The 25,498-nt window shown below is 34.2% G+C and carries 26 protein-coding genes and 1 tRNA gene; 9 read left to right on the top strand and 18 right to left on the bottom strand.

The window, feature by feature from the left end; all coding sequences use genetic code 11:
• Positions 1-240 precede the first annotated feature (240 nt).
• Positions 241-981: a sulfite exporter TauE/SafE family protein gene (locus tag AA80_RS04390; protein ID WP_103876599.1), complete on the top strand. Its 741-nt coding sequence runs from the start codon at positions 241-243 to the stop codon at positions 979-981.
• A 2-nt stretch (positions 982-983) separates the two neighbouring features.
• On the opposite strand, the gene AA80_RS04385 is transcribed toward AA80_RS04390, so the two are convergent.
• Positions 984-2,321: an alkaline phosphatase family protein gene (locus tag AA80_RS04385; RefSeq protein WP_103876598.1), complete on the bottom strand. Its 1,338-nt coding sequence runs from the start codon at positions 2,319-2,321 to the stop codon at positions 984-986.
• Between the two features lie 130 nt (positions 2,322-2,451).
• Here AA80_RS04385 and AA80_RS04380 point away from each other — a divergent pair, with 130 nt between their 5' ends.
• A complete protein-coding gene (locus AA80_RS04380) occupies positions 2,452-2,700 on the top strand; it encodes a CopG family transcriptional regulator (protein ID WP_243830521.1) in 249 nt (82 codons plus the stop codon).
• A gap of 25 nt (positions 2,701-2,725) precedes the next feature.
• Here the strand turns inward: AA80_RS04380 and AA80_RS04375 are convergent, their stop codons facing one another.
• Positions 2,726-3,496: a fumarylacetoacetate hydrolase family protein gene (locus AA80_RS04375; RefSeq protein ID WP_103876597.1), complete on the bottom strand. Its 771-nt coding sequence runs from the start codon at positions 3,494-3,496 to the stop codon at positions 2,726-2,728.
• A gap of 521 nt (positions 3,497-4,017) precedes the next feature.
• Between AA80_RS04375 and AA80_RS04370 the strand changes: the two genes are divergently transcribed.
• The 4 genes from AA80_RS04370 to murB all read left to right on the top strand — a co-directional run bounded on the left by AA80_RS04370 (position 4,018) and on the right by murB (position 8,194).
• Positions 4,018-5,595 (top strand): bifunctional aspartate carbamoyltransferase catalytic subunit/aspartate carbamoyltransferase regulatory subunit, encoded by a 1,578-nt coding sequence (locus tag AA80_RS04370; RefSeq protein ID WP_103876596.1) that lies wholly within the window; start codon positions 4,018-4,020, stop codon positions 5,593-5,595.
• Positions 5,596-5,692: 97 nt separating this feature from the next.
• The gene (locus AA80_RS04365; protein ID WP_208317036.1) at positions 5,693-6,289 is read left to right on the top strand and encodes an HAD family hydrolase; all 597 of its coding nucleotides are present in this window, start codon (positions 5,693-5,695) and stop codon (positions 6,287-6,289) included.
• Between the two features lie 20 nt (positions 6,290-6,309).
• Positions 6,310-7,257 (top strand): sulfotransferase, encoded by a 948-nt coding sequence (locus AA80_RS04360; RefSeq protein ID WP_103876595.1) that lies wholly within the window; start codon positions 6,310-6,312, stop codon positions 7,255-7,257.
• A 16-nt stretch (positions 7,258-7,273) separates the two neighbouring features.
• Entirely contained in the window at positions 7,274-8,194 is a 921-nt protein-coding gene (gene murB / locus AA80_RS04355) for a UDP-N-acetylmuramate dehydrogenase (protein WP_103876594.1), read from the top strand.
• A 1-nt stretch (position 8,195) separates the two neighbouring features.
• On the opposite strand, the gene rnr is transcribed toward murB, so the two are convergent.
• The 11 genes from rnr to AA80_RS04300 all read right to left on the bottom strand — a co-directional run bounded on the left by rnr (position 8,196) and on the right by AA80_RS04300 (position 17,576).
• On the bottom strand, positions 8,196-10,409 hold the full coding sequence (gene rnr / locus AA80_RS04350; protein ID WP_103876593.1) for a ribonuclease R: 2,214 nt from the start codon (positions 10,407-10,409) through the stop codon (positions 8,196-8,198).
• A 217-nt stretch (positions 10,410-10,626) separates the two neighbouring features.
• Positions 10,627-11,997 carry a replicative DNA helicase gene (dnaB, locus tag AA80_RS04345; RefSeq protein WP_103876592.1) on the bottom strand — a complete coding sequence of 457 codons (1,371 nt, stop codon included), beginning with the start codon at positions 11,995-11,997 and terminating at the stop codon, positions 10,627-10,629.
• Positions 11,998-12,012: 15 nt separating this feature from the next.
• Entirely contained in the window at positions 12,013-12,222 is a 210-nt protein-coding gene (locus tag AA80_RS04340) for a hypothetical protein (protein WP_103876591.1), read from the bottom strand.
• Complete coding sequence (locus tag AA80_RS04335) at positions 12,222-13,286, bottom strand: alanine/ornithine racemase family PLP-dependent enzyme (protein ID WP_103876590.1); 1,065 nt, start codon at positions 13,284-13,286, stop codon at positions 12,222-12,224. Before AA80_RS04335 ends, AA80_RS04340 begins: the two co-directional genes overlap by 1 nt.
• A 61-nt stretch (positions 13,287-13,347) precedes the next feature.
• The gene (locus AA80_RS04330) at positions 13,348-13,587 is read right to left on the bottom strand and encodes a hypothetical protein (protein WP_103876589.1); all 240 of its coding nucleotides are present in this window, start codon (positions 13,585-13,587) and stop codon (positions 13,348-13,350) included.
• 14 nt (positions 13,588-13,601) lie between these two features.
• Positions 13,602-13,958 carry an RnfABCDGE type electron transport complex subunit B gene (locus AA80_RS04325; protein ID WP_103876588.1) on the bottom strand — a complete coding sequence of 119 codons (357 nt, stop codon included), beginning with the start codon at positions 13,956-13,958 and terminating at the stop codon, positions 13,602-13,604.
• Between the two features lie 61 nt (positions 13,959-14,019).
• Positions 14,020-14,460 (bottom strand): GatB/YqeY domain-containing protein, encoded by a 441-nt coding sequence (locus tag AA80_RS04320; protein WP_103876587.1) that lies wholly within the window; start codon positions 14,458-14,460, stop codon positions 14,020-14,022.
• Positions 14,461-14,838, bottom strand: a complete 378-nt coding sequence (locus AA80_RS04315; RefSeq protein WP_103876586.1) for a hypothetical protein — start codon at positions 14,836-14,838, stop codon at positions 14,461-14,463.
• Positions 14,835-16,844, bottom strand: coding sequence for a ferrous iron transport protein B (gene feoB / locus AA80_RS04310; protein WP_103876585.1), 2,010 nt, complete (start codon positions 16,842-16,844; stop codon positions 14,835-14,837). Before feoB ends, AA80_RS04315 begins: the two co-directional genes overlap by 4 nt.
• A gap of 36 nt (positions 16,845-16,880) precedes the next feature.
• On the bottom strand, positions 16,881-17,114 hold the full coding sequence (locus AA80_RS04305) for a hypothetical protein (protein WP_103876584.1): 234 nt from the start codon (positions 17,112-17,114) through the stop codon (positions 16,881-16,883).
• A gap of 3 nt (positions 17,115-17,117) precedes the next feature.
• The gene (locus tag AA80_RS04300) at positions 17,118-17,576 is read right to left on the bottom strand and encodes a FeoA family protein (RefSeq protein WP_103876583.1); all 459 of its coding nucleotides are present in this window, start codon (positions 17,574-17,576) and stop codon (positions 17,118-17,120) included.
• A 240-nt stretch (positions 17,577-17,816) separates the two neighbouring features.
• On the opposite strand from AA80_RS04300, the gene AA80_RS04295 reads away from it, so the two are divergent.
• The 3 genes from AA80_RS04295 (at position 17,817) to AA80_RS04285 (ending at position 20,282) form a co-directional block, all read left to right on the top strand.
• Positions 17,817-17,892, top strand: a tRNA-Pro gene (locus AA80_RS04295).
• A gap of 168 nt (positions 17,893-18,060) precedes the next feature.
• A complete protein-coding gene (gene iadA, locus AA80_RS04290; RefSeq protein WP_103876582.1) occupies positions 18,061-19,191 on the top strand; it encodes a beta-aspartyl-peptidase in 1,131 nt (376 codons plus the stop codon).
• A gap of 23 nt (positions 19,192-19,214) precedes the next feature.
• Positions 19,215-20,282 carry a mandelate racemase/muconate lactonizing enzyme family protein gene (locus AA80_RS04285; RefSeq protein WP_103876581.1) on the top strand — a complete coding sequence of 356 codons (1,068 nt, stop codon included), beginning with the start codon at positions 19,215-19,217 and terminating at the stop codon, positions 20,280-20,282.
• 35 nt (positions 20,283-20,317) lie between these two features.
• Here AA80_RS04285 and AA80_RS04280 read toward each other — a convergent pair whose 3' ends face one another.
• The 5 genes from AA80_RS04280 to wrbA all read right to left on the bottom strand — a co-directional run bounded on the left by AA80_RS04280 (position 20,318) and on the right by wrbA (position 25,410).
• Positions 20,318-21,400 carry a Gfo/Idh/MocA family protein gene (locus tag AA80_RS04280; RefSeq protein ID WP_103876580.1) on the bottom strand — a complete coding sequence of 361 codons (1,083 nt, stop codon included), beginning with the start codon at positions 21,398-21,400 and terminating at the stop codon, positions 20,318-20,320.
• A gap of 26 nt (positions 21,401-21,426) precedes the next feature.
• Positions 21,427-22,734: a nucleotide sugar dehydrogenase gene (locus AA80_RS04275; protein ID WP_103876579.1), complete on the bottom strand. Its 1,308-nt coding sequence runs from the start codon at positions 22,732-22,734 to the stop codon at positions 21,427-21,429.
• Between the two features lie 50 nt (positions 22,735-22,784).
• Positions 22,785-23,951 (bottom strand): DegT/DnrJ/EryC1/StrS family aminotransferase, encoded by a 1,167-nt coding sequence (locus AA80_RS04270; protein WP_103876578.1) that lies wholly within the window; start codon positions 23,949-23,951, stop codon positions 22,785-22,787.
• 2 nt (positions 23,952-23,953) lie between these two features.
• On the bottom strand, positions 23,954-24,601 hold the full coding sequence (locus AA80_RS04265; RefSeq protein WP_103876577.1) for a winged helix-turn-helix transcriptional regulator: 648 nt from the start codon (positions 24,599-24,601) through the stop codon (positions 23,954-23,956).
• Between the two features lie 194 nt (positions 24,602-24,795).
• Complete coding sequence (gene wrbA / locus AA80_RS04260; protein WP_103876576.1) at positions 24,796-25,410, bottom strand: NAD(P)H:quinone oxidoreductase; 615 nt, start codon at positions 25,408-25,410, stop codon at positions 24,796-24,798.
• Between the last annotated feature and the right edge of the window lie 88 nt (positions 25,411-25,498).

The raw sequence follows: 25,498 nt of genomic DNA, 5'->3' as shown, positions 1-25,498 counted from the left end.
TGCAAATATTACCTTTTCATTATATATTTTACATCATTTTTAGAAAATTATTTATATCGTCTTTAAAAATTCTAAAACTTGCTTAGCGCCTCCTTTGTCCCATCCCCACCCAGAAGATCAATTTAGGCTTCGCAAGAATTTTAGTGAGTCAAAAGAAAATCAAAAGTTTACTTGACTCCACACTCTAATTGGAGTATAATACTCAAGAAGGAGTATTAAGGAAGGGATGGAGGGATAGAGTTGGAGACTTTATGGTTTTTTATAATAGTGGGATTTCTTGCCCAAGTTTTAGATGGGGCTTTGGGAATGGCTTATGGTACTATTTCAAATGCTTTATTGTTATCTGTTGGCGTACCCCCTGCTATCTCAAGTGCTTCAGTTCATTTTGCAGAGATTTTCACAACATTTTTATCAGGATTTTCTCATCTGAAACTTGGTAACGTTGATAAGAACCTCTTCAAGAAACTTTTAATACCTGGTGTAATAGGAGGAGTTTTAGGGGCTTATATCTTAACAAATATTGACGGTAACAAAATCAAACCGTTCATTGGTATCTATTTATTGATTATGGGGATAAGAATATTGTACAAAGTTACCAGCATGCATAAACACTCAGAGGAGAAAATTACGAGAAGGAGGCATTACTCTGTCTTAGGTCTTTTAGGAGGTTTTTTTGATGCCATTGGAGGTGGTGGATGGGGACCTATCGTCACAACAACGTTAGTTTCTGATGGAAAGAATCCAAGAAAGACTATAGGTTCAGTAAACGCTGCTGAGTTTTTTGTCACTATTTCTGAAGTTATGGCATTCATAGCCTTGCTGTCACAATTCAATTGGAGCGTTATTATTGGATTAATCATTGGGGGAAGTTTAGCGGCTCCTATTGCTGCTTTGATAACCAAGAAAATTCCTGCTAAAGTGTTGATGATTTCTCTTGGTTGTATTATTACTTTTCTAAGCATTAGAATGATCGTATTTTAATTTCAATCAGACAGATAATTATAAAGTATCGAATTAAAAAAATCGGTAATTTTGTTGATTTTTAGAATTTTGTTGCTGCTTATAAAAATCCCGGATCTGTCGTGATTAGCATCGTCGGGGCCGATGTCGTTGTCGTGTGTATAAATGCTTTTATTACCAAGGCTACCTTGACATCTCCAAGATAGATCATCAAAGTAAATAATCAAATCTGGAGGAATATTTTTTACTTTATTATAAATTTTTTCAGCTTCGTAGACCTTGGTATTCATCTCATTACCATCTTCATTCTTGATATCTTTCAGCTCTTTTATCAGTTTAGTTTTGAAATCATCTAATTCATTTTTTCCAATCACCCCCAAAGGCTCCCTGCCTTTTATGTTAAAAAATAGCTTGCCATGGTAGCCACCATTTCCCCACACCTTGGTTTTACTCCAATCTATCTTTTTTTCTCTTATCAATTTATTTATAGAAACGGGATTTTTTGGATACTCCTTTAAAACCAAATACCCTTTCTTAATGAGCCAATCGTTAATGGCTATGCCACCGTACATGGGTTTTATGCCGTGATCGGATACTATTATAACGTCGAAATCGCCTTGAATACCATTCAAAAATTCTCCTATCTTGTTGTCTAAATGAATATAATAATCTCTAATAGCTGAATTAAATTTGCTATTTACATGTTTTGGATGATTTTTATCGTGCAAAGCCCAAAATCCATGGTGAATTCTGTCTATTCCCATTTCAACCATTACAAATAAATCCCACGGTTTGTTTTTTGCTAAATAATTCGCAATTTTAAAATGATTATTCGTCATATCGTAGATATCTTTTAACAATCTTTCTTTATCTTCGGTTCTAAAATCATTTACATCAAAAATAAAATGTCCTGTAGTGGCTGCCAATTCATTTTTTAAATGTTTTGGATAAGTATAAGTAGATTCAAAAGAAGGTGTTAAAAATCCAGTAATCATATGTCCTTTCAAGGGAGAAGGAGGGTAAGTCAAAGGTACGCCAATCACGATGTTTTGTTTGCCCTTTTCGGTGAAAATATCCCATAATTTTTTATATTTCACGCTTTTTGAAGAAACCAATGAGAAAGAGTGGTAATCATAAGTGCGTCTATTTGTGAAACCATATATTCCAAGTTCACCAGGATCTTTACCTGTGAACATGCTCATCCAGGCGGGGACGGTTATTGGAGGGATAGTAGACTCTAATTCATTATACACTCCATTTTTCATAATTTTTCTTAAATTAGGTAAATCATCAAAAAACTCATCAAAGACCAAATTTGGTGAAGCACAGTCTAATCCGATTATTACGATTTTTTTGCTCATTAAGACACTCCTTTAAAAGAAGCTATAGACAAATAATAACACTAAGATCTTTCAAAAAGAAAAAACGTTGTTTAATCAAAAACTACATGATATAATACATTTAAAAGAATACATTTGGAGCGTGGTTTTTATGTCTGATAAGGTGACCTTAAAAATACCAAAGCCATTGTACGATAAACTTAAATCCATAATAGAAAACACTGGTTATTCCAGTGTTACAGAGTTTGTTGTGTCTGTGCTTAGAGATTTGGTGTCCTCTGAAGGAATCCAGCAAACCAAAAAGGATAATAAATCCACTAACCAAATTGAAACACTAACTGAAGAGGAAATAAAAGCTATCAAAAAACGATTGAAAAATTTGGGATATTTAGATGAATGAGATCGTCTGTTCACTGTGTCTATAATCAGTGCATAGATGTGGAGTCTCTAACAAAATTTTCTAGTATACCTATTTTTTCTATTTTAACTGCCACTTTATCTCCAACATTCATCGGTCCCACACCTGAAGGTGTGCCTGTAGCAATTACATCGCCCGGATTTAGGGTCATTATTTTTGATATGAAACTTACGAGTTTTTCCACAGAAAAGATCAATTGGTTAGTATTTGAGTTTTGCTTGATTTGGTCATTGAGTAAAAGTTGGATATTTAGGTTACTTGGATCAATATCCGTTACAATTGTGGGACCAAAGGGCGCAAAAGTATCAAAGGATTTTGCTCGTGTCCACTGTCCATCTTTCTTCTGCAAATCCCTAGCGGTAACATCGTTAAAGCAAGTATATCCTAGGATATGTTCTTTTACTTGGTCTTCTTCAATGTCTTTGATTTTGTCTTTAATCACAACCGCAAGTTCTGCCTCATAATCTACTTGATTGCTCATTTTTGGGTATATAATACTCTCTTTTGGCCCAATCACAGCCGTGGATGGCTTTATGAAGAGAACCGGTTCTTCTGGAATTCTGTCCTTCATTTCTTCCGCATGATCTCGATAGTTTAAGCCGACACAAACGATCTTGCTAGGATTACAAGGAGCCTTTAATGTAACTTCAGTGAGGGGATAGATATTATTGGTAACTGTAAAATCCTCAAAGATATCTCCGTTAATAACTTTTATTATGTTTTCTTCCAATACGCCGTAACTTATTTTTCCATCTTTTTGAAATCTGACGAGTTTCATAATTTTACCTCCATTTTTGTATTTGATTTAGTGTTTTTAGAAACTCTGGAACCTACTTTAAACCATACTTCTAGAATCCAAAAATTTTTAAAATACCTCCATCATTCTAAGTTACATGCAATCTGCTTTAGCTCCCCTTCACCCGGACGTTAAGGGGTAAACCCCTTAAGATCCCATGTTCAAAATCAAAGTTTTTTGCACAAGACTGTAAAAAAATATAGTTTGCATACTGCAGCAAACGCTTCCCATCTGTATTCATTATACATCCAATTTGAGTATTTTAAATCATCTGGTATAATAGATTTCATTTCTTGTAATTCGTCTTTTGTTGTCATGAGAGGGAATTACTCTATTAGTTGTGCTATATCTTTATCATACGACCGTATATTGTATTTGTCAATATTGTTTATATCACAAAAAAATGGTATAATACAAAAAGTAAATTTATATAGACTCATTAGAAATTGAGGCCCTTTAGAATTTCTAAAGATAGCTAAAAGAATTTTTTGGGAGGGATTCATATGAAAAATGATTTTTTAGGGAGAAGTTTAACGGTTATGAATGATTTAACGGTTGAAGAGCAGTTATTTCTTTACAACCAAACAAAGAGGCTAAAAACGAAATGGGCAAACAAAGAAGAGCTTACTGAGTTTCAAATAAAGAATCAAACAGGTATTTATATAGTATTCCTCGAACCAAGTACCAGAACCAAAGAATCCTTCGTTAACGCTTCTAAATTCCACAAAAACGCTAAAATCAACATCTTCGAATCGGAACATTCCTCGTTTAATAAAAATGAAAGTTATATAGATACCTTCAATATGCTAACAGGCTATTCAGATTATTCTATATTCATTATCAGATCTAAATTAGAAGGTACATGTAAGCTACTAGATGAAAAGGTATCAGAATTTGCTTCAAGGCATAACCTACCACATCCTTCTTTTATAAATGCTGGAGATGGTAAACATGAACATCCTACTCAAGAGATTTTAGATGAATTCACATTTTTAGAACAGATGGATTTCAGCAACGAGTATATTCATATAGCCCTTATTGGGGATCTTCTTCATGGAAGAACGGTCCATTCCAAAGTGGAAGGTTTAAAAATATTTAAAAATGTGGAGGTTGATTTGATAGCGCCGGAAGAATTACAGATGCCAAAACACTATATAAGTAAAATGAAGCAAAAAGGGTACAATGTTAGAATTTTCTCGTCTATAGAAGAGTATCTAAAACAGAGCAAAAAAGCAAATATTTGGTATTTCACAAGGCTTCAATTAGAACGAATGGGTGAAGATATTCTAGAAAAAGAGCATATTTTGAGAAAAAGTGTGACTTTTACAAAAGAATTTCTCCCTCTTATCTCCGAAAACGTTAAATTTTATCACCCCCTTCCTCGTCACAAAACTTACCCTACTATTCCAACCTTCTTAGACTCCTTACCGCTTAACGGCTGGGAAAAACAGGCAATTAACGGATATTGGACAAGGATAATCTTACTTTCTATGTTTGGTGGAGCTTTGACAGCCCCCTTTGATACCTCAAGAAAAAATCTTGAAATTAATGAAGAGGATTTCATTATCCCTGCCCCGATAAAGGATGGTAAAAAAGGGTTGTTGAGTGAGGGGAAAAGAGGGATCAAGCCGATTGAAAATGGAACGGTAATCGATCACATAGCCAAGGGGCAAAACCCAGAAAAGATATACGAGACGATCATGAAAATAAGGAAGATTTTAAAGTTTTATAATATTGATAGTGCAGACGGAATATTTAGATCGGCCGACGGTAGATTAAAGGGTTACATTAGTTTGCCAGACGTTCATCTATCAAAGAAAGATATAAAAAAGCTTTCAGCTATATCTCCAAATACAACTGTAAATATTATTGAAGGTGGAAGAGTCAAAGAAAAATACAGGATTTCTTTACCCCCTATTATATACGGTTTCGAAGAGTTAAGATGTAAAAATGAAAACTGTATAACAAATCCTCAAAACAATGAAAACGTACAGGTTTCTTTCATTAGAAACGAAGAGAATGAGTTAATATGTGAATATTGTGAAACCCCGCATACCTTTGAAGAAATATGGAGCTTTTAATGGTAAAAAATATCTTTCTTTATCTTTGTTTTTATCGTTTTAATATTTTTGTGATAAAATTTATTGACAGAGTGCAAGTAAAGTGGGAGGAATCTTTTTGAGAAATATCGTTTTTGATTTGGGGAATGTCCTTTTTAAATTCGATCCAGAAGAGATTTTAGATGATCTTTTCAAAGATCCAACTATAAATAGAAAATTGAAAGAGGCTGTTTTTAAAACAATCATATGGAAGGAATTAGATAGGGGGACCTTGTCTTTTGAGGAAGCAAAAAAGATTTTCCGCGAGAAAAATCCTGATTTAAAAGAGGAAATCAATATATTGCTTAAAGAATGGAAGAATTATCTTCATCCCATAATTGAAAACATAGAAATTCTACCTAAATTGAAAGAAAACAACAAACTTTTCATCTTGTCTAATTTTCATGAAGATGCCTTCAATTATATAAGAGGTAAATACTCATTTTTCGATACTTTTGACGGAATGGTTATTTCATACAAAGAGAAACTATTGAAACCCGAAAAGGAAATTTATCAACTTTTACTTAATAGATATAATTTGAACCCAGAAGAAACCTTTTTTGTAGATGATATTGTTGAAAATATACATGCTGCTGAAGAATTGGGGATTAAAGGTATACTATATAAAGGTCCTGAATCCTTAAGAGAATCGTTAAAAAGAGAGGGAGCCCTGTAATTGTGGAAGGAGGAGTTGACATGAATAAAGTTTTTGATAAACATTGTGTGTTTATCACTTCAACCGGAAGAACAGGCACGAGATTTCTTGCAAAAAGTTTATCAAAAATGGTTGAAGATTGTTATGCGGTCCATGAACCTGCAAATGTGTTCATTAAAGATCTTAAAAAATGGGGAAACGATATAAAAAGGTTCGGCTTTTATCAAATGACCGTAGGGCAGTTTTTGCCTTCCAAATCCATGTGCAAGTTGAGCACTTACAGGAGGAAGGGCAAAATAACCGACGAAAAAACTAAAGAGTATATAAAAGGCTTAAGAAAACAGATTTTGGAAGAGACAAAGGAAAGCTTGTACGTCGAATCAAGTAACCATCTTCACGGAGTTATAGACCTATTGGGAGATGTTTTTCCTAATAGTAAAATCGTTTTTATTATAAGGGATCCAAGAACATGGATCCGTTCAGCCATAAGTTCCCCCGTTTATTTGCTATATAGTAAAGTTGATTTTTCATTTTTAGGAATGAGTATGAGAGCCTTCCATTTCAAAGACGATCCCTACTCGATGAAATGGAATAGCATGAGCAAATTTGAAAAGTTTGCCTGGTATTATAATAAACTGAATACGTTGGTATTAGAATCTATGAAAAATAAAAATAATTTCAAATTATATCGATACGAAGACCTATTCCTCGGTGAGAAAAAAGAAGAGAATTTTATTGATCTATTAGAATTTTCCACGAAGTTTGATGATGGATTCAGCAGAAATTATGCTTTTGAACCTTCTTTTCTTAAGAAGAAAATAAACTCTGCATCGGATAAGTATAAGATACCTCATTGGAAAAATTGGAATAAAAAAAGGGCACGTATACTTCAAAAACATTGTGGGGATTTAATGGATAAGTTCGGTTATGGAAAGGAACCAGAGTGGTTAGAAAAATTGAATTCGGATTATAAAGAAGAGTTCGCCTAATTTATAGGAGTATTCAATGATTTCAGAAGATCTTAAACTTAGTTTATACGCAGATGGATGTGAAGTTAGACAAAATGAATTTCTCAAATATTATACAAGTTTTAGAATAGGAGGACCTGTTCCTTATATCTTATTCCCAAAAACTTTAAGTTCTTTTGTGAATGCTTTATCAGAATTAGTCAGAAGAGAAATCCCCTTCAAAATTATAGGTCAAGGAACCAACCTGATCGTAAGTGACGAACCCTTAAAATTTGTTGTACTTTCCACAAAATACATAAATAAAATGAATTTTGAAGAAAAAAATAATATCGATTTGATTGTGGAAGCACAGAGCGGGGCGTCTTTATCTGCTCTTTCTTTTTTGCTTTCGGAAGATGGATATTCTGGACTTGAATTTGCATGCGGCATTCCAGGAAGTGTAGGCGGAGGCGTTTACATGAATGCAGGGGCTTACGGGGGTGAGATGAAGGATATTGTTTTGGAAACAACGGTATACGATTTAAGGGATGGAAAAGTAAAGACTTTAAATAAAGGTGATTTAGAGTTTGGTTATAGAACCAGCATTCTCCAGGAAGGTTCTTTCATTCTGTTATCCACTAAATTCTTACTAAAAAAAGATGAGCTTAAAAGGATCAAAAGTAAATTGATAGATTTTTCAACCCGCAGATGGGAAAAACAGCCTATCGATTTACCATCTGCGGGAAGCATATTCAAACGACCAAAACCAGATTTTTTTGTGGGTACTACGATAGAAAATTTAGGATTGAAAGGCTTTTCGATAGGCGAAGCTCAAATATCAACAAAACATGCAGGTTTCATAATCAACAAAGGTAACGCTACTTTCAAGGATGTAATTTTATTAATTGAGTATGTAAAACGCATTGTAAAAGACAAATACAACGTCGATCTACAGGTTGAACCAGAGATTTGGAAATGAATTAGGATTTTTTCCTTTTTTTCTTATTTTTTTTGTTAACTTTTATTTTAGCATGAGGATGTTCTTTTTTCAACTTTTCAAAATCATCTTCCGTATACGGGACAAAATCTACTTCAGTTCCGATTTTATCCGCTCTTACCACTTTGGCTTGTAACTTATCTCCGATCCTATAAACATTGCCAGTTCTTTCACCTTTCAACGTATTGTCACGTTCATCGTAGATGTAATAATCACCACTCAGCTCTGATATATGTATCAATCCACTTATCATCTTTTGAGGTATTTCAACGAATAAGCCAAATCGTGTGACGCCTGTTATGTAAACCCAAAAGACTTCTCCTATATGTCTTGAAATGTATTCAACTTTTTTCATATCTATTAGATCCCACTCAGCTTGGTCTGCGACCCTTTCCATTTCAGAAGAATTTTTAGCTATTTTAGGAAGCATTTCAGAATACTTCTTTATTTCTTTCTTTGAAAGGGTTCCTTTGTGTTTTATAAACTCTTTCAACAATCTGTGAACCACTAAGTCAGGGTATCTTCTTATTGGTGATGTGAAATGTGTATAGGATGATGAAGCAAGACCAAAATGTCCCACGTTTTCCTCAGAGTACAACGCCCTCTTCATAGACCTAACAAGCATCATCTGAATATTTTTACTTAAAGGATGGTTCTTTGTTTTTTCCAATATTTCCTGTAGGACCTTTGGATGAATATTTTGAGGAAACTTTACATTTATTCCCAAAATATCCAGATAATTTCGCAACTGAAGCAATACATCAGGATCCGGATTTTCGTGGATTCTATATATAAAAGGTAAGCCTTGAACATCAAAGTATGAAGCAACTGTTTCATTGGCCAAAACCATGAACTCTTCGATCATTTCTTCCGATATGCCTCTTTCCACAGGGATGATATCCTTTACATAGCCCTTTTCATCGAATTCAAAGTATACTTCGTTGCTTTCAATGTCGATTATCGAACCTCTTTCTTTTCTTTTTGCACCAAGTATTTCCATCAGTTCTTTCATCATCTCAAGATCTGGCTTTAAAAATCCTATTTCTTTTTTTACTTCTTCACTACAATTGTCAGATAGGAGTTCATTAACTTTTCTATAGGTCAATCTTTTGGTACTTCTTATCACTCCGTTGTATATTTTTGAGTTTACCAAGTTTCCATAAGGGTCAATTTCCATTAGTAGGGACATTGTCAATCTATCTTCATCTTCAACCAAAGAACATATCCAGTTGGATAACTCAAATGGAAGCATGGGAATAACGGTGTCGATTAAGTAAACGCTTGTACCGCGTTTGTAGGCCTCTCTATCAAGAGCACTGTTATTTCTTACATAATGAGATACATCTGCTATATGTACCCCGAGTAAATAATTGCCGTTATCTAACTTTTTTATACCAACGGCATCATCAAAATCTTTTGCCGTATCACCATCGATAGTAAATATAGTTTCTTCTCTAAAATCTTTTCTTCCCTTAATTTCATTTTCAGAAAGTCTATTTGGAAGTTCTTTAGCCTCTTGTAAGACTTTTGGAGGGAAATAACCTGGCTCAGGTAAATCGTGCTTGAAGATCACTACAGGCAAATCTATGGAAGGATCATCTTTGTCCCCAAGGACATCTACTATCTTGACCTCAGGATTTTTCGTAGGAGATTGATATTTTGTTATCTGGGCTTTCACTATTTGTCCATTTTTAACTTTTCCTATACCTTCTGGGGCTACGTAAAAATCCGTGTTTATTTTTCCATCAATGGGTATAACGAATCCAAAGATCCCCTTTCTTACAAACTCACCCACCACATATTTTAACCCTCTTTTTAATATTCTAACTACTCTACCTTCTTTTAAATCACGCCATTTACCTATTATTTCAACCAAAACTAAATCTTTATGCAAACTGATTCCAGAATTTTCAACCTTCACAGCAATTTCGCTTCCATCTTGGCATTGCACAAAAGCCATGTTCCCACTCTTTGTGAATTCGATAGTTCCAACAGCCATGTTTTCGTCTAATTTTCTGTATCTGTTTTGTGAATCTTTAATTATTTTTCCTTCACTTAGGAGTTTTTTTAGTATTCTTCTAATTTTAGTCTTTTCTGATTTTTGAAATGCATTTAGATTTTCATATAATTCTTTTTGTATCGTTGACTTTTTATCTATTATTTCCAATATTTGTTTTTCTAAGTTATTTTCATCCATATTTTACCTCCATTCAATATATTATTCCTCTTTTTAAAAAAGCTAAAACTCATTTAATGCATCTTGCCCCAACCGTCGGAGAGAGGTGGGAGGGCTCCGCCCTGTAACCCTTTTAAATCAAAATCTTGTTTCTAAAAACATCGTCCACTTTTTAAAAAAGCTAAAGCTTATTTCAGCGCCCCTTCAACCCTTTTAAATCAGAATCTTATTTTTAAACTTACTGATATCCTCTATCAGCGGCGTAAAAAGTTGCAAGTTTAGGATTGAAAGTTAGTTTTATGGTTCCAACCGGTCCGTTTCTTTGTTTACCTAAAATCAGTTCTGCTTCATGTTCATCATTTAAAGAATCTTTTCCGGACTCATCTTTTTTTCTTTTATAATATGAATCTCTATACAAAAACATAACGAGATCCGCATCCTGTTCAATTGCTCCAGATTCTCTGAGATCACTTAATCGAGGCCTTTTATCTTCTCTTTGTTCAACTGCACGGGAAAGTTGGGACAAAGCAACAACGGTGATATTTAACTCTCTAGCGAGCAGTTTCAAGGATCTTGATATCTCTGTTATCTCTTGTTGCCTGCTCTCATAACCTTTCGATCGAGAAGTCATTAATTGTAAATAATCGATGAAAATTACTTCTATACCATATTCTCTTTTCATTCTCCTTGCTTTAGCCCTCAGCATTCTAGGAGTTAAATCTGGTTCGTCGTCAAAGATAAGCCTTGACTTTGATAATTCTCCTGCTTTTTGCACTAATTTTTCCCACTCTTCATCAGAAATTTGTCCGGTTCTAACCTTGTGTAAATCTACCTTTGCCTCAGAACATAAAATTCTGTTAGCTAACTGTTCTTTCGACATTTCCAAACTGAAGATTGCTACGGCAATATTTGACTGTAAAGCCATGTTAGTTGCAATATTCGCGGCAAAAGACGTTTTACCCATGGATGGTCTAGCGGCGATGATAATTAACTCAGACCTATGAAATCCTGAAGTCATCCTATCTAAAGATTTGAATCCAGTAGAAACCCCCGTAACAAGATCTCCCTCGCCTTTTTGAGCCCTGTTTTTCAACTCTTCTATCTGTTCAAAAACATCATGCATTACGTTAGATAAAAGATCATACGTTCTTGTAGCACGGGCTTCGGCTATGGAAAATATTCTTTTTTCAGCATACTCTAAAACTTCTTGAGCATCTCCAATATTTCTTACGGCATCGACTATCTCTGAAGATGCGTTAATTAAAGCTCTTAAAAGGGCTTTCTCTTTTACAATTTGGGTATAATACATCACATTAGCCGTTGTTGGGACAACCTGAGCCAAATAAATTATTGTATCTTCTCCACCGATTTTCTGCAAAAGATTGGATTCTCTTAATTTTTCGATAACAGATACGGTGTCGACAGGTTCCCCTTTGTCGAAAAGTTCTTCCATAACTTTAAATATTATTTTATTATTTTCGTAATAGAAATCTTCCCATCTTACCTCTTCGATCACATCAGGAAGTATAGAAGGATCTAAAAAGATGCTACCTATGACCGACTCCTCGGCTTCTTTACTATTAGGAGGGGTAAAAGAAGTAATTTCCATTTGTATACACCTCGATCAAACTAATAAGCTCAAAAAATAAGATAGAACAAAAATTCCAACACTTATTAAAAGACCTAACAGTCCCTTTTTGTCCATTTTTTTTACGTCTTCGTCAGACCTTTTACTGCCATTTCTTATCATTTTAGCAGATCTCCATAAGAACATCGTTGAAATAATAAAAAGGATCATTGATATTACAAAAAGAGTGTTTACAAAAGCAAACATTAAAGTATCACCTTTTCAACATAAGGACTTGTGAAGGCCCTCAAAACAGAGGAGTAACCTAGCCTAGATCTTATCTTATCTCCTACTTTATAACTCACTTTAGACTCAGTTAAGTCTACGATTGTATGATCACTACTCGCATGGAGTATTTCAATATTTTTATCCAAGGGATACATGCTTGTAGGGTCAACATCTTGCTCTCCCACGGCTAAAATGCCTTTTATTCTATTACCTTTGTCTTTAAATTTTGGTTTACGACCAAACGCATCATAACCAATGTTGCCATACGGGACAGAAGGTTTTTCTTTTAATTCCACAATTTCTGCTTCCAATATTATCGTATCCTGCCTTGTACCTGGAACGTTGCGGTTGTTAGTTGCGTCCGTTCCACAGATGATCGATTCCCCTAATCTATATTGGTTTACGCCCTTTGGTAAACTTCCTTTTTCAATTAAAGGTAAGGCAGCGGTGTTTCCACCGGAAATTATTTCTAGAGTTTTCCCAGTTTCTCTTTGGATTTCTTCTTTTATTTTCACGAGCCTTTCCATATTAGTTTCATCAGGGATTACTCCACCAAAACATCCTAAGTTTGTACCTATTCCAACAACCTCTATTCCTTCTATATCAATGGCTTTTGAAATCTCAGAAACAGCTTTTTCAAACCAAACTCCTTCCCTTAGATCTCCAACGTCAACCATATAGATGACTTTAGATCTCTTATTGAATTTAGAAGAAACGTTCCCCAACTTCTTACTGATCTCTAAGTCACTGATTAAAGTATAATCAACATATTTTGCTACATCATCAAGTTCAGAAATCATAGGTATTCTAAGTAACATAAAAGGCCCTTTTATATCAGAATTCCTCATTTTCTTTATGTTTTGAACCCTTGAGTCACCCAGTATTTCAATTCCACATTCTTTAAGTGCATGGGCTATTGTAGGTTCGCCACAAACTACTTTTGTGACACCTATTATTTCAACACCTGAATCAGTGCATAAAGATTTTAAAAATTTTGCATTTTCTTGAATCCTTTCTAAGTAAGCGTAAACCTTTGGATACAAGGGAAATCCTCCTTTATTGAAAATTGCGGGCAATCTTGGCCCGCAATTAAGAAAATTTTACTTAGGTTAAAACATCTAAATTTTGACCCTGATACAACTCACCAACGGTTCTAACTAATTTCATCGATATTCCGGTTTGTTTGTACATTATAAAAGATAAAAGTTTTTCCATCTCTTCCTTGGACATTGTGGGACTCTGATTAATGTTTTGACTATTTGCGTTATGAAGTTGATTATTTCCGTAATCAAAACTGCTTAAATAAAGTGGTTTGTATTGTTGAGAGGATATAGGATCGATCAAGTTGATCCCCCCTTTTAACTCTGCTTTAGTAGTTTTAATATTTTAGAATCATCTTCCTGACTTTCCTCATATATTTTGTTCAATTCATCAACAGACATCTTAGATATTTTCTCCAAAAGTTCTGGGGTTCCTTGAGATTTGCCAGGGACACAACCGTCTTTTCCGACCTCACCTTTGATAAATGCCTTGGCGAAGGCTGCACATCCGGGATAACCACAAGATCCACAATCATTGTTTGGCAATACCGCTTTAATAATGGCTTCTGTTGGATCTTCCTTTACTTCAAATTTTTTTTCAGCAAATGCTAAAAAAGTGCCGGAAGCAAACCCTAAAATTCCTAATAATAATACCGAATAAACTATTGTGAGCACTGCAAAAAACACCTCCAAAGAAATTCTTTCTACGGTTATTATATCACATATTAGTTATATGCTAATTTAAAAGTGTCGACAGTATTTCACTTATTTTCTTTCCATCGGCTCTTCCTTGAACTTTTTGAATTACTAATTTCATAACTTTGCCGAAATCTTTTTTTGATGTTGCATTGACTTCGCTTATAGTTTCTTCTATTATTTTTTTCAATTCTTCGTCAGAAAGTTGTTCAGGAAGATATTCTTGTAAGATCTCAACTTCTTTTTTTTCTTTTTCAGCGAGATCGTTTCTATCTGCTCTTTCAAACTGTTCAATGGAATCTTTTCTCATTTTTATCTGTTTTTTTATCACCTGGACTATTTCTTCCTCTGTTAACTCAGCCCCTTTTTCAACCTCTTTATTTTTAATCTCGGATATTATCGATCTAACCGCATTTAAAGCAAGGGTATTCTTTTCTTTCATAAATTTTTTTAAATCATTATTTAATAGATCTTTTAGCATTTACCGTTCCTCCTTGTTCAATGCTTCATTTCTCTTTCTCCTAAGGTATCTCAATTCTAAAATGAATATCGTTATGCTTAGTATACCAAAGATTATAACATAAATATTTAAATTTATTTCAGAAAATTCACCTGCGAGCATAGTGAACAAAATATCCAAGATTTCATAAGCTAAAAGAAATAGGCCGATAAAAGAAGAAACTATTATATGGGCAGATTTATGATACCATATTCTATTATCATTAAAAAAACCATAGATTGAAATTAAGAATATAACAAAAAATGAAAAGACGTAGAAAAAGTTTTTCTGTATATTTAACAACATGAAAATAATTGATAATATTGCTATCAAAGAAATTGTCAAGTTTTTGTGCTTCATAGGAAAATACCTCCCACAAAAAATACCACATTAGCTATAAGATAAGCAACGACAGTGGTGTAAATAAAACTAAAGATAACCCATTTCCAGCCATTTGTCTCCGCCTTAATCGTGGCCAACGTTGCAAAACAAGGAATATAAGCCAAAACGAAGAATATTAGCGCTAAAGCAGAGGCTGGAGTTAACGCATTTTGTAAGGCATAGGTTAAAGAGCCTTCTCCAACGTTAAAAATTGTGGAATAGGAAGACACGACTATTTCTTTGGCAGCGACACCAAAAATCAAGCCGGTGTTTATTCTCCAATCCCACCCCAAGTGATTAGTTAAAGGTTCGAATACTCTTCCGATAGAAGCGGCAAAACTACTGTTTATATCTGTTCCAAAGTTAGGGAAGAAAGACAAAAACCAAATTACTATGGTGGCTTTTAAAATTATGCCTCCGGCTTTTTGCAAAAAGTGCTTTCCTTTGTTCCATGTATAGATTGATAAATTTTTTAAAGTAGGCATCCTGAACCTTGGGAGTTCTATGATAAATGGGATATCTTCTGATTGGGTAATGAATCTTTGTAAAAATTTTGAGGATAGTAAGACTAAAGATATACTCGATAAATAGACTAGCAACATTATAGTTGCTGCGTGCGTTGAAAAGAATGCGCTTATTAAAAGTATGTAAACTGGTAACCTTGCACTACACGATGCAAAGGGAAGGCTAAGAATTAAAGCTAATCTTTCTTTTTTATTAGCAATTGATTTAGTAGAGATAATGGCTGGAACATTGCAACCGAAACCTAAAATAATAGACATAAAAGATCTACCACTTAATCCGAAATTCCTGGCAATTCTGTCAACTAAAAAGGCTGCCCTTGGCAAATATCCTGACTCTTCTAAAAACCCTAAGAAGAAAAATAAGATAAAAATCTGTGGAATAAAAATCAAAACCCCACCAACCCCAGCTATAACACCATCAACTATTAGGGATTCCAACCAAGGAACAGTTACAAATCCGCTGATAGAATTGCCCAAAAAAGTAAAAGCCGAATCCAGCAAATCCGATAATGGTTGAGCGAGGCTGAATGTTAAAGAAAACACTGCAAACAAAGCAAAGACATATATCAATATTCCCAAAACCTTATGGGTAAAAACGTGATCTAAAATATCTCTCAGAGACCAGTCTATACCCTCTTTTATTGTAGAGGAACTAACTAGATAGGAAATGAAATTAAACTTCCAATTTAAATATTTGTTTTTAAGTTCTTCTATATCAAAATTTTCTTTTAACTCAGCCAAAAAATCTTTGGGAAGTTCTAAATCTTCATTTCCAAACTCTAAAAAGTATATTGGTAACCAACTACTATCTATATAATTTTGATATTTTGAACTTATTTTAGTATACTTTGAAACTTTGTCTTGAAAAAACTCTATAAAATTTTCTATTTCTTCTGGATACATTATTTTCTTTTTTGTAAGATTTTTTTCTTTAGAAAGATTGTATGCTTCTTCTAAAAGTTCTTCCTTACCTTCGCCTGTCTTGGCGGAAGTCAATATGACAGGGATGTTTAAAGTTTTGGAAATTGGGGATGGATCGATGATTCTCCCTTTTTCCTGAGCTTCATCTACAGCGTTTATAACCAAAATAGTCTTAATACCAATTTCTATAAGTTCAAACAATAAAAACATCGAACTTTCCAAGTTCAAGGCATCAGCTACGACAATTACTATCTCTGAACTATTACTTATTAAATAATCCTTAGCAACTCTCTCGTCTTCACTTTTAGCTGAAAGAGTGTAAACACCTGGAAGATCGACTAATTTAAAGGTTTTTCCTTTATACTTGAAATTTCCAACTTTCTTCTCTACTGTAACCCCTGGCCAATTAGCAACATATTGTTTAGTGCCCGTCAAAAGGTTGAATAGAGAAGTCTTACCAACGTTAGGATTTCCAATGATTGAAATCTCTGCTTCCTTGTTAACTGTTTCAACTTTATCTTTGAGGATATCCTTGCTCATTTAAGCTCCTCCCATTATTAAATTTGTTTTGTAAAGTTATTTAGTATAATAACAGTTATTTAACAAACCTTTTCCACATTTATCTGTCAATGGGCAACTTTTGCATACGGGTTCTATTTTGTCTATTTTTTCCATTCCAACATTCATGGACCTTAAGAAAGGAATCAAAATGTTTAATTCACTTTGATTTAAGTGAAATTTCTCTTTTAATTCCGAAATATCTACTTCTTTATTCTTTCTTACGTATTCTTCTACAATAGATATATCCATTAATTATTCCACCTTTTTACAAAATATCTTGGCAGCTCTTCCCCTTCCCAATTCGTATTTCTTTCCATCAACCTCTATAATTATCCTATTTCCAAGCTTATTAACTAAATTAATATTAACTCCTTTATACAACCCCATGCTTCTCATTTCTTCTATAAAATTCCTTCCGCCTTTAATATCGATAATTTCATATTTTCCAATTTCACTTTCCAAAAGATTGAATATTTTGTAGGGGACGTCTACAAAGATCTTAGAAGCTTCGCTTTTTCTTAAAACTACCTTTTTTTCTCCAATTTTAAATACTAAAGGATCCCCAAAAGGAGAAACATGAGCTAATTCTATAGATTTACCTGGCGTTATTCCCATTGCAAGAAGACGATTTTTAGTACTTTCTTCTTCATTGTTTAAACTCACTATCTTACCCTTTTGCCCAATAAACAAGTTGTGTAAAGGAATTAGCAAATTATAATCACCTCCATCGAATATCTCAGTTCAATTATAACACTTTTTAAAAGAGTTAGGTTTGCCTAAAATTAACAATAAAATGAACTTTTTTAAAGCAACAGTTAAGTTATATACGAATATAGGGTTTGTAGCAACTTAACCGATTTTATTAGACAAATTGATTATTCCTCAATTTTTTGATTACTATTCACTTCGCTTAAAAAATATGATAAAATCGATTATGGAATAATTTGAATTCGGGGCGTAGCGCAGTTGGTAGCGCGTTGGTTTCGGGAACCAAAGGTCGCTGGTTCAAGTCCAGTCGTCCCGACCATTATCGAACTTTCCTCTCCTTGACAGCTCAAAGATCTTTTTTGGATTTTTGAGCTTTTTTATTTTTTAAGTCAAAAATTATTAGTAGGATGCGTTAACTTGACTTTAGAATATTTCTGTGGCATGATTTAAACAAAAATTATAATCATAAAAAAGGAGAAGAGGAATTTTGCTTACCCTTATAAAGAATGCAACGGTTTACTCGCCTAAAGCTTTAGGGAAAAAAGATATATTAATTGGTGGAGAAAAAATCTTAGAATTAGTGGATTCGATAGAATTAAATTCTAATCTTAAAGTTGAGGTTATCGATGCGGAAGATTATTTATTAGTTCCAGGTTTTATAGACTCACACGTTCATATAACAGGGGGAGGTGGAGAAGGGGGATATAACACAAGGACGCCGGAGATATCCGTTTCTAAGATAGTAAGTTCTGGAATTACTACATTAGTAGGTGTTTTGGGGACCGACAACGCAACTCGAAGTATGCAAAACTTAATTGCAAAAGCAAAAGCATTAAAACAAGAAGGAATAAGCTGCTATGCGTATACGGGTTCTTATCATCTTCCTATAAAAACTTTTACCGGCAGAATTATAGACGATTTGGTTTTTATTGAAGAAATAATAGGTGTTGGAGAGGTTGCTATTTCAGACCATAGAGGTTCCCAACCGACCTTAGAAGAATTGATAAGATTGACTTCAGAAGCTCGAGTGGGTGGAATTTTATCAAAAAAGGCAGGGATAGTAAATATCCATGTTGGCAGAGGGGAAAAATTTATTCAGATATTACTAGATGTTGTAGAAAATTCAGAATTACCAATCTCGCAGTTCCTTCCAACTCACATGAACAAGGGAGAAAAAGCTCTTCGAACATGTAAAAATTTCATAGAACTGGGGGGAAGGGTTGATTTCACAACTAGTTCGTCAAAAAAGAAAGACAAAGACGATCCATCAAAACCATCTAAAGCTTTAAAACTTTTGCTGGAAGATGGGATAAATATTGACAATATATCTTTCTCATCCGATGGGCAGGGGAGTTTACCACAATTCGATGATAAAGGGAATTATTTAGGTTTAACAGTAGCAGATGTAGCTACACTCTTTGAAGAAGTAAAAGATTGTGTGCTTCAGGAAAATATTCCTTTAGAAGAAGCTTTGAAGGTTATCACTAGTAATCCTGCAAATTTTCTTAAATTAGAAAACAAAGGCCAAATAAAAGAAAACTTTGATGCAGATATAGTGTTCTTAGATAAAAGTACTCTGGAAATAAAAAAGGTTATGGCAAAGGGTCGTACTATTTAAAAAATCTTATGGAGGGCAGAGAAATGAAAATAACAGATTTAAAATTTGAAAAAATCAAAATTAAACTCAAAAAACCTTTTGTTATTTCGCGAGGAGCAACGGAGTATTGTGAATCGGTGCTTCTAAAAATAACTACTGATGAAGGATACTACGGTTTTGGAGAAGCTACCCCTTCTCGTTCGGTAACGGGGGAAAGCATCGACAGTGTAACAATTGTTCTTAAATCATTCAAAGAAATATTAATAGGGCAGGACCCACTCGCAATCGAAAGAATACATTATATATTGAACAAAGCAATTGCTGGAAATACAGCAGCAAAAGCAGCGGTTGATATCGCTCTCTACGATATAAAAGGAAAAGTGATGCAAGAACCCCTTTATAAGATACTTGGTGGATTTGAAAACAAAGTACAGACAGATATTACGATAGGGATTGGAGCACCACAAGAAATGGCAAACGAAGCCAAAGAGAGGGTAGATAAAGGGTTTAACATATTAAAAATTAAAACCGGCGTTGAGCTTAAAAACGATATCGAGGCTATCAGGCTTATAAGAAAAAACGTGGGAGATAACGTAAGATTGAAAACAGATGCCAACCAAGGATGGAATATACACAATACGTTAACTGCAATCAAGATGATGGAAAATTACAATATTGAAGCCGTTGAACAGCCGTTAGCCGATTGGGATTTTGATGGATCTTCGCTTTTGAGAAAAAAGACTGATATGAAGATAATTTTAGATGAATCAGTTCATAACGCTCATGATGCAATGCATGCAGTAAAAAAAGATAGTGCTGATATGATCAACATTAAACTAATGAAAAGTGGAGGACTTTACGAAGCTGAAAAGATTAACGCAATTGCAGAATCTGCTGGAATTAATTGTATGGTTGGATGTATGGTGGAAACAAAGGTGGCTCTTACTGCAGGGGCAAGCTTAGTTGCAGCAAAGAGAAATATCACAGATGCTGATTTAGATTCCTTCATGTATTATGAAGAATTCGAAGGAATAAAAGGAGGTTTTGAAGTAGAAGGAGATACAATAATTCTTTCGGACAAACCTGGTTTAGGAATAGAAATCGATATGTGAAAAAGAAGAGGGGTAGATCTCGATTATGACAAGATCTAGACTGAATTTATATCCCTCTTCAATTCTAGAGTTGAAAAATCGATTGGGAATTTGACAGGTCTGTCCAAAAGAGCAGACTTGTAAACTCCTAAAACAGCTTCGACAGCCTTTTTTCCTTCTTCACCGTTAATAAAAGGTTCTCGATCTTCTTCTATAGATTGATAAAAATCTCTATACAGTGGAATGTGCCCACTTCCATAAACGGTATCAGGATCTGGGAGATTTTGAAATGGATGTCCATCTTCTCCTTCAAATCTCCAATATTTTATTTTATTCACCGCTAAACCACCGATCACCACTGTCCCTTTTTCTCCAAATATCGATAGGGTCTCTTCCAAATTTTTTGGATATATATTTGCAGATCCTTCGATTATTCCTACGGAACCGTTTTTAAATTTTATTATGGCCCCCCCAAAATCCTCAGCTTCGATGTAAGGATGGGTGAAGTTCTGAATAGCACCATATATTTCGTTTATTTCAGAGCCCATAATCCACAATAGCAAGTCTATATTGTGAGTACATTGGTTCATCAGCGTGCCTCCATCGTATTCCCAAGTACCTCTCCATTTTGCTTGCCTGTAATATTCTTCGTTTCTATTCCACCTAATGGAAGCTTGACCATGGAGAATCCTTCCAAATGAATTTGTTGTAATTTTTTTTCTTAATTCTTGTATAGGTGGGTTGAAGCGATTTTGAAAACAAACACCTAACTTTAAATTTTTCCTTTTTGCAAACTCTATCATCTCGTTCATATGTTTTGTTGATAGGGCCATTGGTTTTTCCACTAATACATGTTTGTTGTTTTGCAGGGCTTCCATGGTGATTTCATAATGGTTCCCGCTTTCGGTAGCGATTGCCACGGCGTCTATATCCGATCTTTTTAACAATTTTCTGTAGTCCGTGTATATCTCTGGTTTCTTTAACCCAGAACCTTCCACCTTGTTGGCAAAGTGTTCTGCTCTTTCTTCTTTTAAATCGCAAACAGCCACATTTTCAATGATATCAGAATTTTTTATAATCGCTTCTGTATGTTTTTTTTGGGCTATTCTTCCACAACCTATTACAGCCAATTTAAGCATAAGAACATCACCTACATTTTAAATTTTCATAATAGAGAAACTTTTTCTGGATACTTCTCTCTAAGTCCTTTTGTGACATTTTTTGTATCAAAAACTATATTGGCATTTTCCAAAACGAAATTGTAATCCACCTTTTTGTGCCCCGTAGTAATTAAGACAGCATCTGATTCCTCTAACAATTCTTTTGTTAAAGCTACGGTTTTATATTCAATTCCTTTATGAGAAAAATTTTTAATATAGGGGTCATGAATCTTTACTTGTGCTCCCTTCTTTTCCAAAAGCTCCAAAACTTTCAAAGCAGGAGACTCTCTTAAATCGTCGATGTCGTTTTTATAACTTACTCCTAACATCAATATTTTGGAACCGTTCAAACACTTTTTATTTTCGTTTAAAATGTCCATTAGTCTTTCAATTACGTACTCAGGCATATAATCGTTTATTTCCCCAGCCAATTCTATTATCCTTGTGTGATAGTCAAACTCTCTAGCTTTATACGTTAAATAAAAAGGATCTATCGGAATACAATGACCGCCCACACCTGGTCCAGGATAAAAAGGCATGAAACCAAAAGGCTTTGTTGCAGCTGCGTCTATTACCTGCCAGATGTTTATTCCCATTTTCTTTGCTAAGATAGCCATTTCATTGATGAGGCCAATATTGACTATTCTAAAGGTATTTTCCAAAATTTTTGACATCTCTGCTTCCTTAGGGGATGAAACGGTGAAAACTTCTGCGTTTAATACATTTTCATAGAGAGTTTTTGCATGTAAAGTGCATTTTTCGGTAACTCCACCAACTACTTTTGGTGTATTTTTGGTCTTATAAATCAAATTTCCTGGATCTACTCTTTCTGGGCTAAAAGCTAAATAAAAATCTTTTCCAACCTTAAAACCATATTCTTGTAATAACGGTAGAAGTACTTCTTCCGTAGTTCCTGGATAGGTAGTGCTTTCTAAAACGATCAACATTTCTGGATGGAGTCTTTTTGCTACTTCTTTGGTCGAATCAACAACAAAACTTAAATCAGGTTGTTTGTATTTATTCAAGGGAGTTGGAACACATATCATAACACAATCGCATTCCTTTATTCTGTCATAATCAGTTGTAGCGTTTAAAAGGCCGTCTTCAACCAGCTTTTCTAATTCTGCATTTACAACATCCCCAATATAATTTATTCCTTTGTTGACCTTATCTACTTTTTCTTTTTGAATATCGAATCCTAAAACTTGGTACCCTGCCTTCGCCTTTTCTACCGCAAGTGGTAAACCAACATAACCCAAACCTATTACCCCTATCTTTGCAGTTTTATCTTTTATTTTATCTAATAATGCCATTTTTTAGTCCTCCTCTTTCTAGAATAACACTATTTTTAGAAACTCTAAAACTATTTTGAAAAAAACTCTTTAATAGATTTAACTACATATTCCTGCTCTTTTTTGGTGAGTTCTGGAAACATTGGTAAGGCTATCGTGGATTTCGATGCCTTTTCAGCTACAGGGAAGTCTCCTTCTTTATAACCCAAGTTCTCAAAGCACTTTTGAAGGTGCAAGCCAAGGGGATAGTATATAGATGTTCCGACGCCTTTATTTTCTAAGAATTTTTTCAATTTATCTCTATCTTCAGGGTTATTCAAAGTAACAACGTATTGGTGATAAACATGGGTTCTGTCATTAAAATAAGCAGGATAGCTTAAATGTTCGTTGAGGTTATGTGATTTGAATAGCTCTTCATAATTTTTTGCTTTTTTTATTCTTTTATCTATGTAGTCATCTAAATTATTTAATTTTATTCTCAATATTGCAGCTTGAACTTCGTCTAATCTTGAATTGTAACCAACTTCATCGTGATAATATTTTTTTGCAGCACCATGAACTCTTAATTTTCTGACCCTATCTGCCAAAACCGCATCGTTTGTAACGACCATTCCACCGTCACCATAACCACCTAAATTTTTTGTTGGGAAGAAGGAAAAAATCCCCAAATCTCCGATACTGCCACTAAATTTTCTTTCACCATTCTTATAATGCCATACAGACCCAATAGACTGGGCGGCATCTTCTATAATTTTTACGTTGTAATTCTCTCTTATTTTTTCCAATCTTTCTAAATCAACGGTCTTTCCAAAAAGGTGTACGGGAATAATCGCTCTAATTTTTTCTTTTTTTGGATGATTTTCAAGCAAATCTTCGACTTTATCTAAATCAAGATTGTAGTATTTATCTTCTACATCCACAAATATAGGGGTAGCACCATTCAGTACAATTGCACTTGCGGTTGCAAAAAAAGTATATGGTGTGGTGATGACATAATCCCCTTCTTTTATACCCAGAGCTTGAACCGATATTCTTAGGGCATCGGAACCATTGGCAACACCGATAGCATACTTTACATTTATATACTTCGCAATTTCCTCTTCTAAGGCTTTTACATTACTTCCCATAACCACGTTTCCAGAAGTGAAAACAGCATCCAACTTCTTTAGAACATCTTTTCTCAATTTTTCGTATTGTCTTGTTAAATCAAAAAGAGGAACCTTCATCTTATCTTTCATTTTCATCTGCCCTCCAGAGAAATATTACCTTCATCATCTATCTTAAAAATATACAATTTTTCCAAATTTTTTTCGGTTGCCTTTTCCAATATTTTTTCTGATTTTCTAAACGAAGCTATTATGAGGGCATCGTAGATTAACTCTTTGGCTTTTTCCGGAGGGTAAATATCTATTCCTTGAAGTCTATCCCCCTGTTTTAAAGAAGAATCGTCCAAAAATCCAATTATATTAATATTTTCATCCTTCAAAACCTTCAATACAATCCCTCCAACAACCCCTGCACCATACAAAAGAATGTCCTTTAAATTATCTTTTTTAAGAGTTTGAAAAACTTTTTTGAATGAGTCTTTGGTTTCTGTGTACAGCTCAGAAACCTCGTCGACGAAACTGAGGGTTAAAAATTGCAACCTCTTTTTTCCTGTTTCTGTGAGCTCATAACTCATATTACGTTTGTTTTCACCGCTTTTTATGATATTTCCATTCTCTTCAAAATCTTTTAAATACTTGTTTATCATCGATGGGACAACCCCTACTTTTTTCGCCATCGTTTCTTGAGAAATATCGTTTTCTTGAGAAACTAACTTTAAGATCATCATTTCTCGGAAGTTTGGAGAGGGATTAAAAAATGTGTATTTTTGAATATTGAGCATTAGGAACATCACCTCTAGGCATTTCATTCATACACTAAGTGAATAATCATAATTAATTATAACAGTTATTTTTTTAAAAGTCAATTGAACTTTTAAATTCAAAAAAATAAAGACGCACAGATCGTGCGTCTTTAAAAATTTTCAAAAGTTTCTTAAAGTAGATATTTTAATTAAATAGTTTATACTCTGAAATATCATCCAAAAAGCTTTTTTGCTATTTCAGCTACTCTTCTTCCTTGACTTTTGGCAATATTGAGCTCTATTTCATTTGGTCTATTTTCATCGCCCTGAACAATAATTGCCGAGGCGCCATACGGTGAACCTCCATGAACATTTGATGCATCGCTCAGATCTGGCTCAGTAAAAGGAATTCCAACAATAATCAACCCATGGTGTAATAACGTTGTGTGAAAATTCAAAATAGTAGATTCTTGACCTCCATGTTGACTGCTAGTAGAAGTAAAGACACTACCTATTTTTCCAACCAAACTTCTCTTGGCCCAAAGGGGGCCTGTCGTATCAAGAAATTGCCTCATTTGCGCCGCCATCATGCCAAATCTCGTTGGAGTACCAAAAATTATAGCATCAGCTTCAACAAGGGAATCCAAATTTGCTATTGGAATATCTAAAAATTGTTCTTGTGCCTTTTTAGCCCCAGATTGGATTAGAATATCTTCAGGAACGGTTTCAGGAACTCTGTAGATTTTAACATCCGTTCCTTTTACTTCTTTTGCGCCTTCTGCTTCGGCTTTAGCCATTTGATAGATATGGCCATACATACTGTAGAATATAACGTTGACTTTTGCCATCTAATGTCCTCCTTTTATTTGGGATAAATTTAGTCCCTTTTATTATACAGGTAATTTATTAACAAGATTTGAATAATATTATAAATCT

Origin of the sequence: Petrotoga sibirica DSM 13575 (assembly GCF_002924625.1) — a bacterium.
In the GTDB taxonomy this organism is placed as follows: domain Bacteria; phylum Thermotogota; class Thermotogae; order Petrotogales; family Petrotogaceae; genus Petrotoga; species Petrotoga sibirica.
This window is presented reverse-complemented; position numbering and strand designations above follow the sequence as displayed.

Excerpts from the sequence above, each read along its gene's own strand:
- wrbA (WP_103876576.1), bottom strand. The coding sequence starts at position 25,410 with ATGGCAAAAGTCAACGTTATATTCTACAGTATGTATGGCCATATCTAT.
- AA80_RS04380 (WP_243830521.1), top strand. The coding sequence starts at position 2,452 with ATGTCTGATAAGGTGACCTTAAAAATACCAAAGCCATTGTACGATAAA.
- AA80_RS04340 (WP_103876591.1), bottom strand. The coding sequence starts at position 12,222 with ATGTTTGCTTTTGTAAACACTCTTTTTGTAATATCAATGATCCTTTTT.
- AA80_RS04385 (WP_103876598.1), bottom strand. The coding sequence starts at position 2,321 with ATGAGCAAAAAAATCGTAATAATCGGATTAGACTGTGCTTCACCAAAT.
- dnaB (WP_103876592.1), bottom strand. The coding sequence starts at position 11,997 with ATGGAAATTACTTCTTTTACCCCTCCTAATAGTAAAGAAGCCGAGGAG.
- AA80_RS04280 (WP_103876580.1), bottom strand. The coding sequence starts at position 21,400 with ATGCTTAAATTGGCTGTAATAGGTTGTGGAAGAATAGCCCAAAAAAAA.
- AA80_RS04275 (WP_103876579.1), bottom strand. The coding sequence starts at position 22,734 with ATGGCATTATTAGATAAAATAAAAGATAAAACTGCAAAGATAGGGGTA.
- AA80_RS04265 (WP_103876577.1), bottom strand. The coding sequence starts at position 24,601 with ATGCTCAATATTCAAAAATACACATTTTTTAATCCCTCTCCAAACTTC.
- feoB (WP_103876585.1), bottom strand. The coding sequence starts at position 16,844 with ATGAGCAAGGATATCCTCAAAGATAAAGTTGAAACAGTTAACAAGGAA.
- rnr (WP_103876593.1), bottom strand. The coding sequence starts at position 10,409 with ATGGATGAAAATAACTTAGAAAAACAAATATTGGAAATAATAGATAAA.
- AA80_RS04375 (WP_103876597.1), bottom strand. The coding sequence starts at position 3,496 with ATGAAACTCGTCAGATTTCAAAAAGATGGAAAAATAAGTTACGGCGTA.
- AA80_RS04315 (WP_103876586.1), bottom strand. The coding sequence starts at position 14,838 with ATGAAGCACAAAAACTTGACAATTTCTTTGATAGCAATATTATCAATT.
- AA80_RS04320 (WP_103876587.1), bottom strand. The coding sequence starts at position 14,460 with ATGCTAAAAGATCTATTAAATAATGATTTAAAAAAATTTATGAAAGAA.
- AA80_RS04360 (WP_103876595.1), top strand. The coding sequence starts at position 6,310 with ATGAATAAAGTTTTTGATAAACATTGTGTGTTTATCACTTCAACCGGA.
- murB (WP_103876594.1), top strand. The coding sequence starts at position 7,274 with ATGATTTCAGAAGATCTTAAACTTAGTTTATACGCAGATGGATGTGAA.
- AA80_RS04270 (WP_103876578.1), bottom strand. The coding sequence starts at position 23,951 with ATGAAAGATAAGATGAAGGTTCCTCTTTTTGATTTAACAAGACAATAC.
- AA80_RS04285 (WP_103876581.1), top strand. The coding sequence starts at position 19,215 with ATGAAAATAACAGATTTAAAATTTGAAAAAATCAAAATTAAACTCAAA.
- AA80_RS04305 (WP_103876584.1), bottom strand. The coding sequence starts at position 17,114 with ATGGATATATCTATTGTAGAAGAATACGTAAGAAAGAATAAAGAAGTA.
- AA80_RS04370 (WP_103876596.1), top strand. The coding sequence starts at position 4,018 with ATGAAAAATGATTTTTTAGGGAGAAGTTTAACGGTTATGAATGATTTA.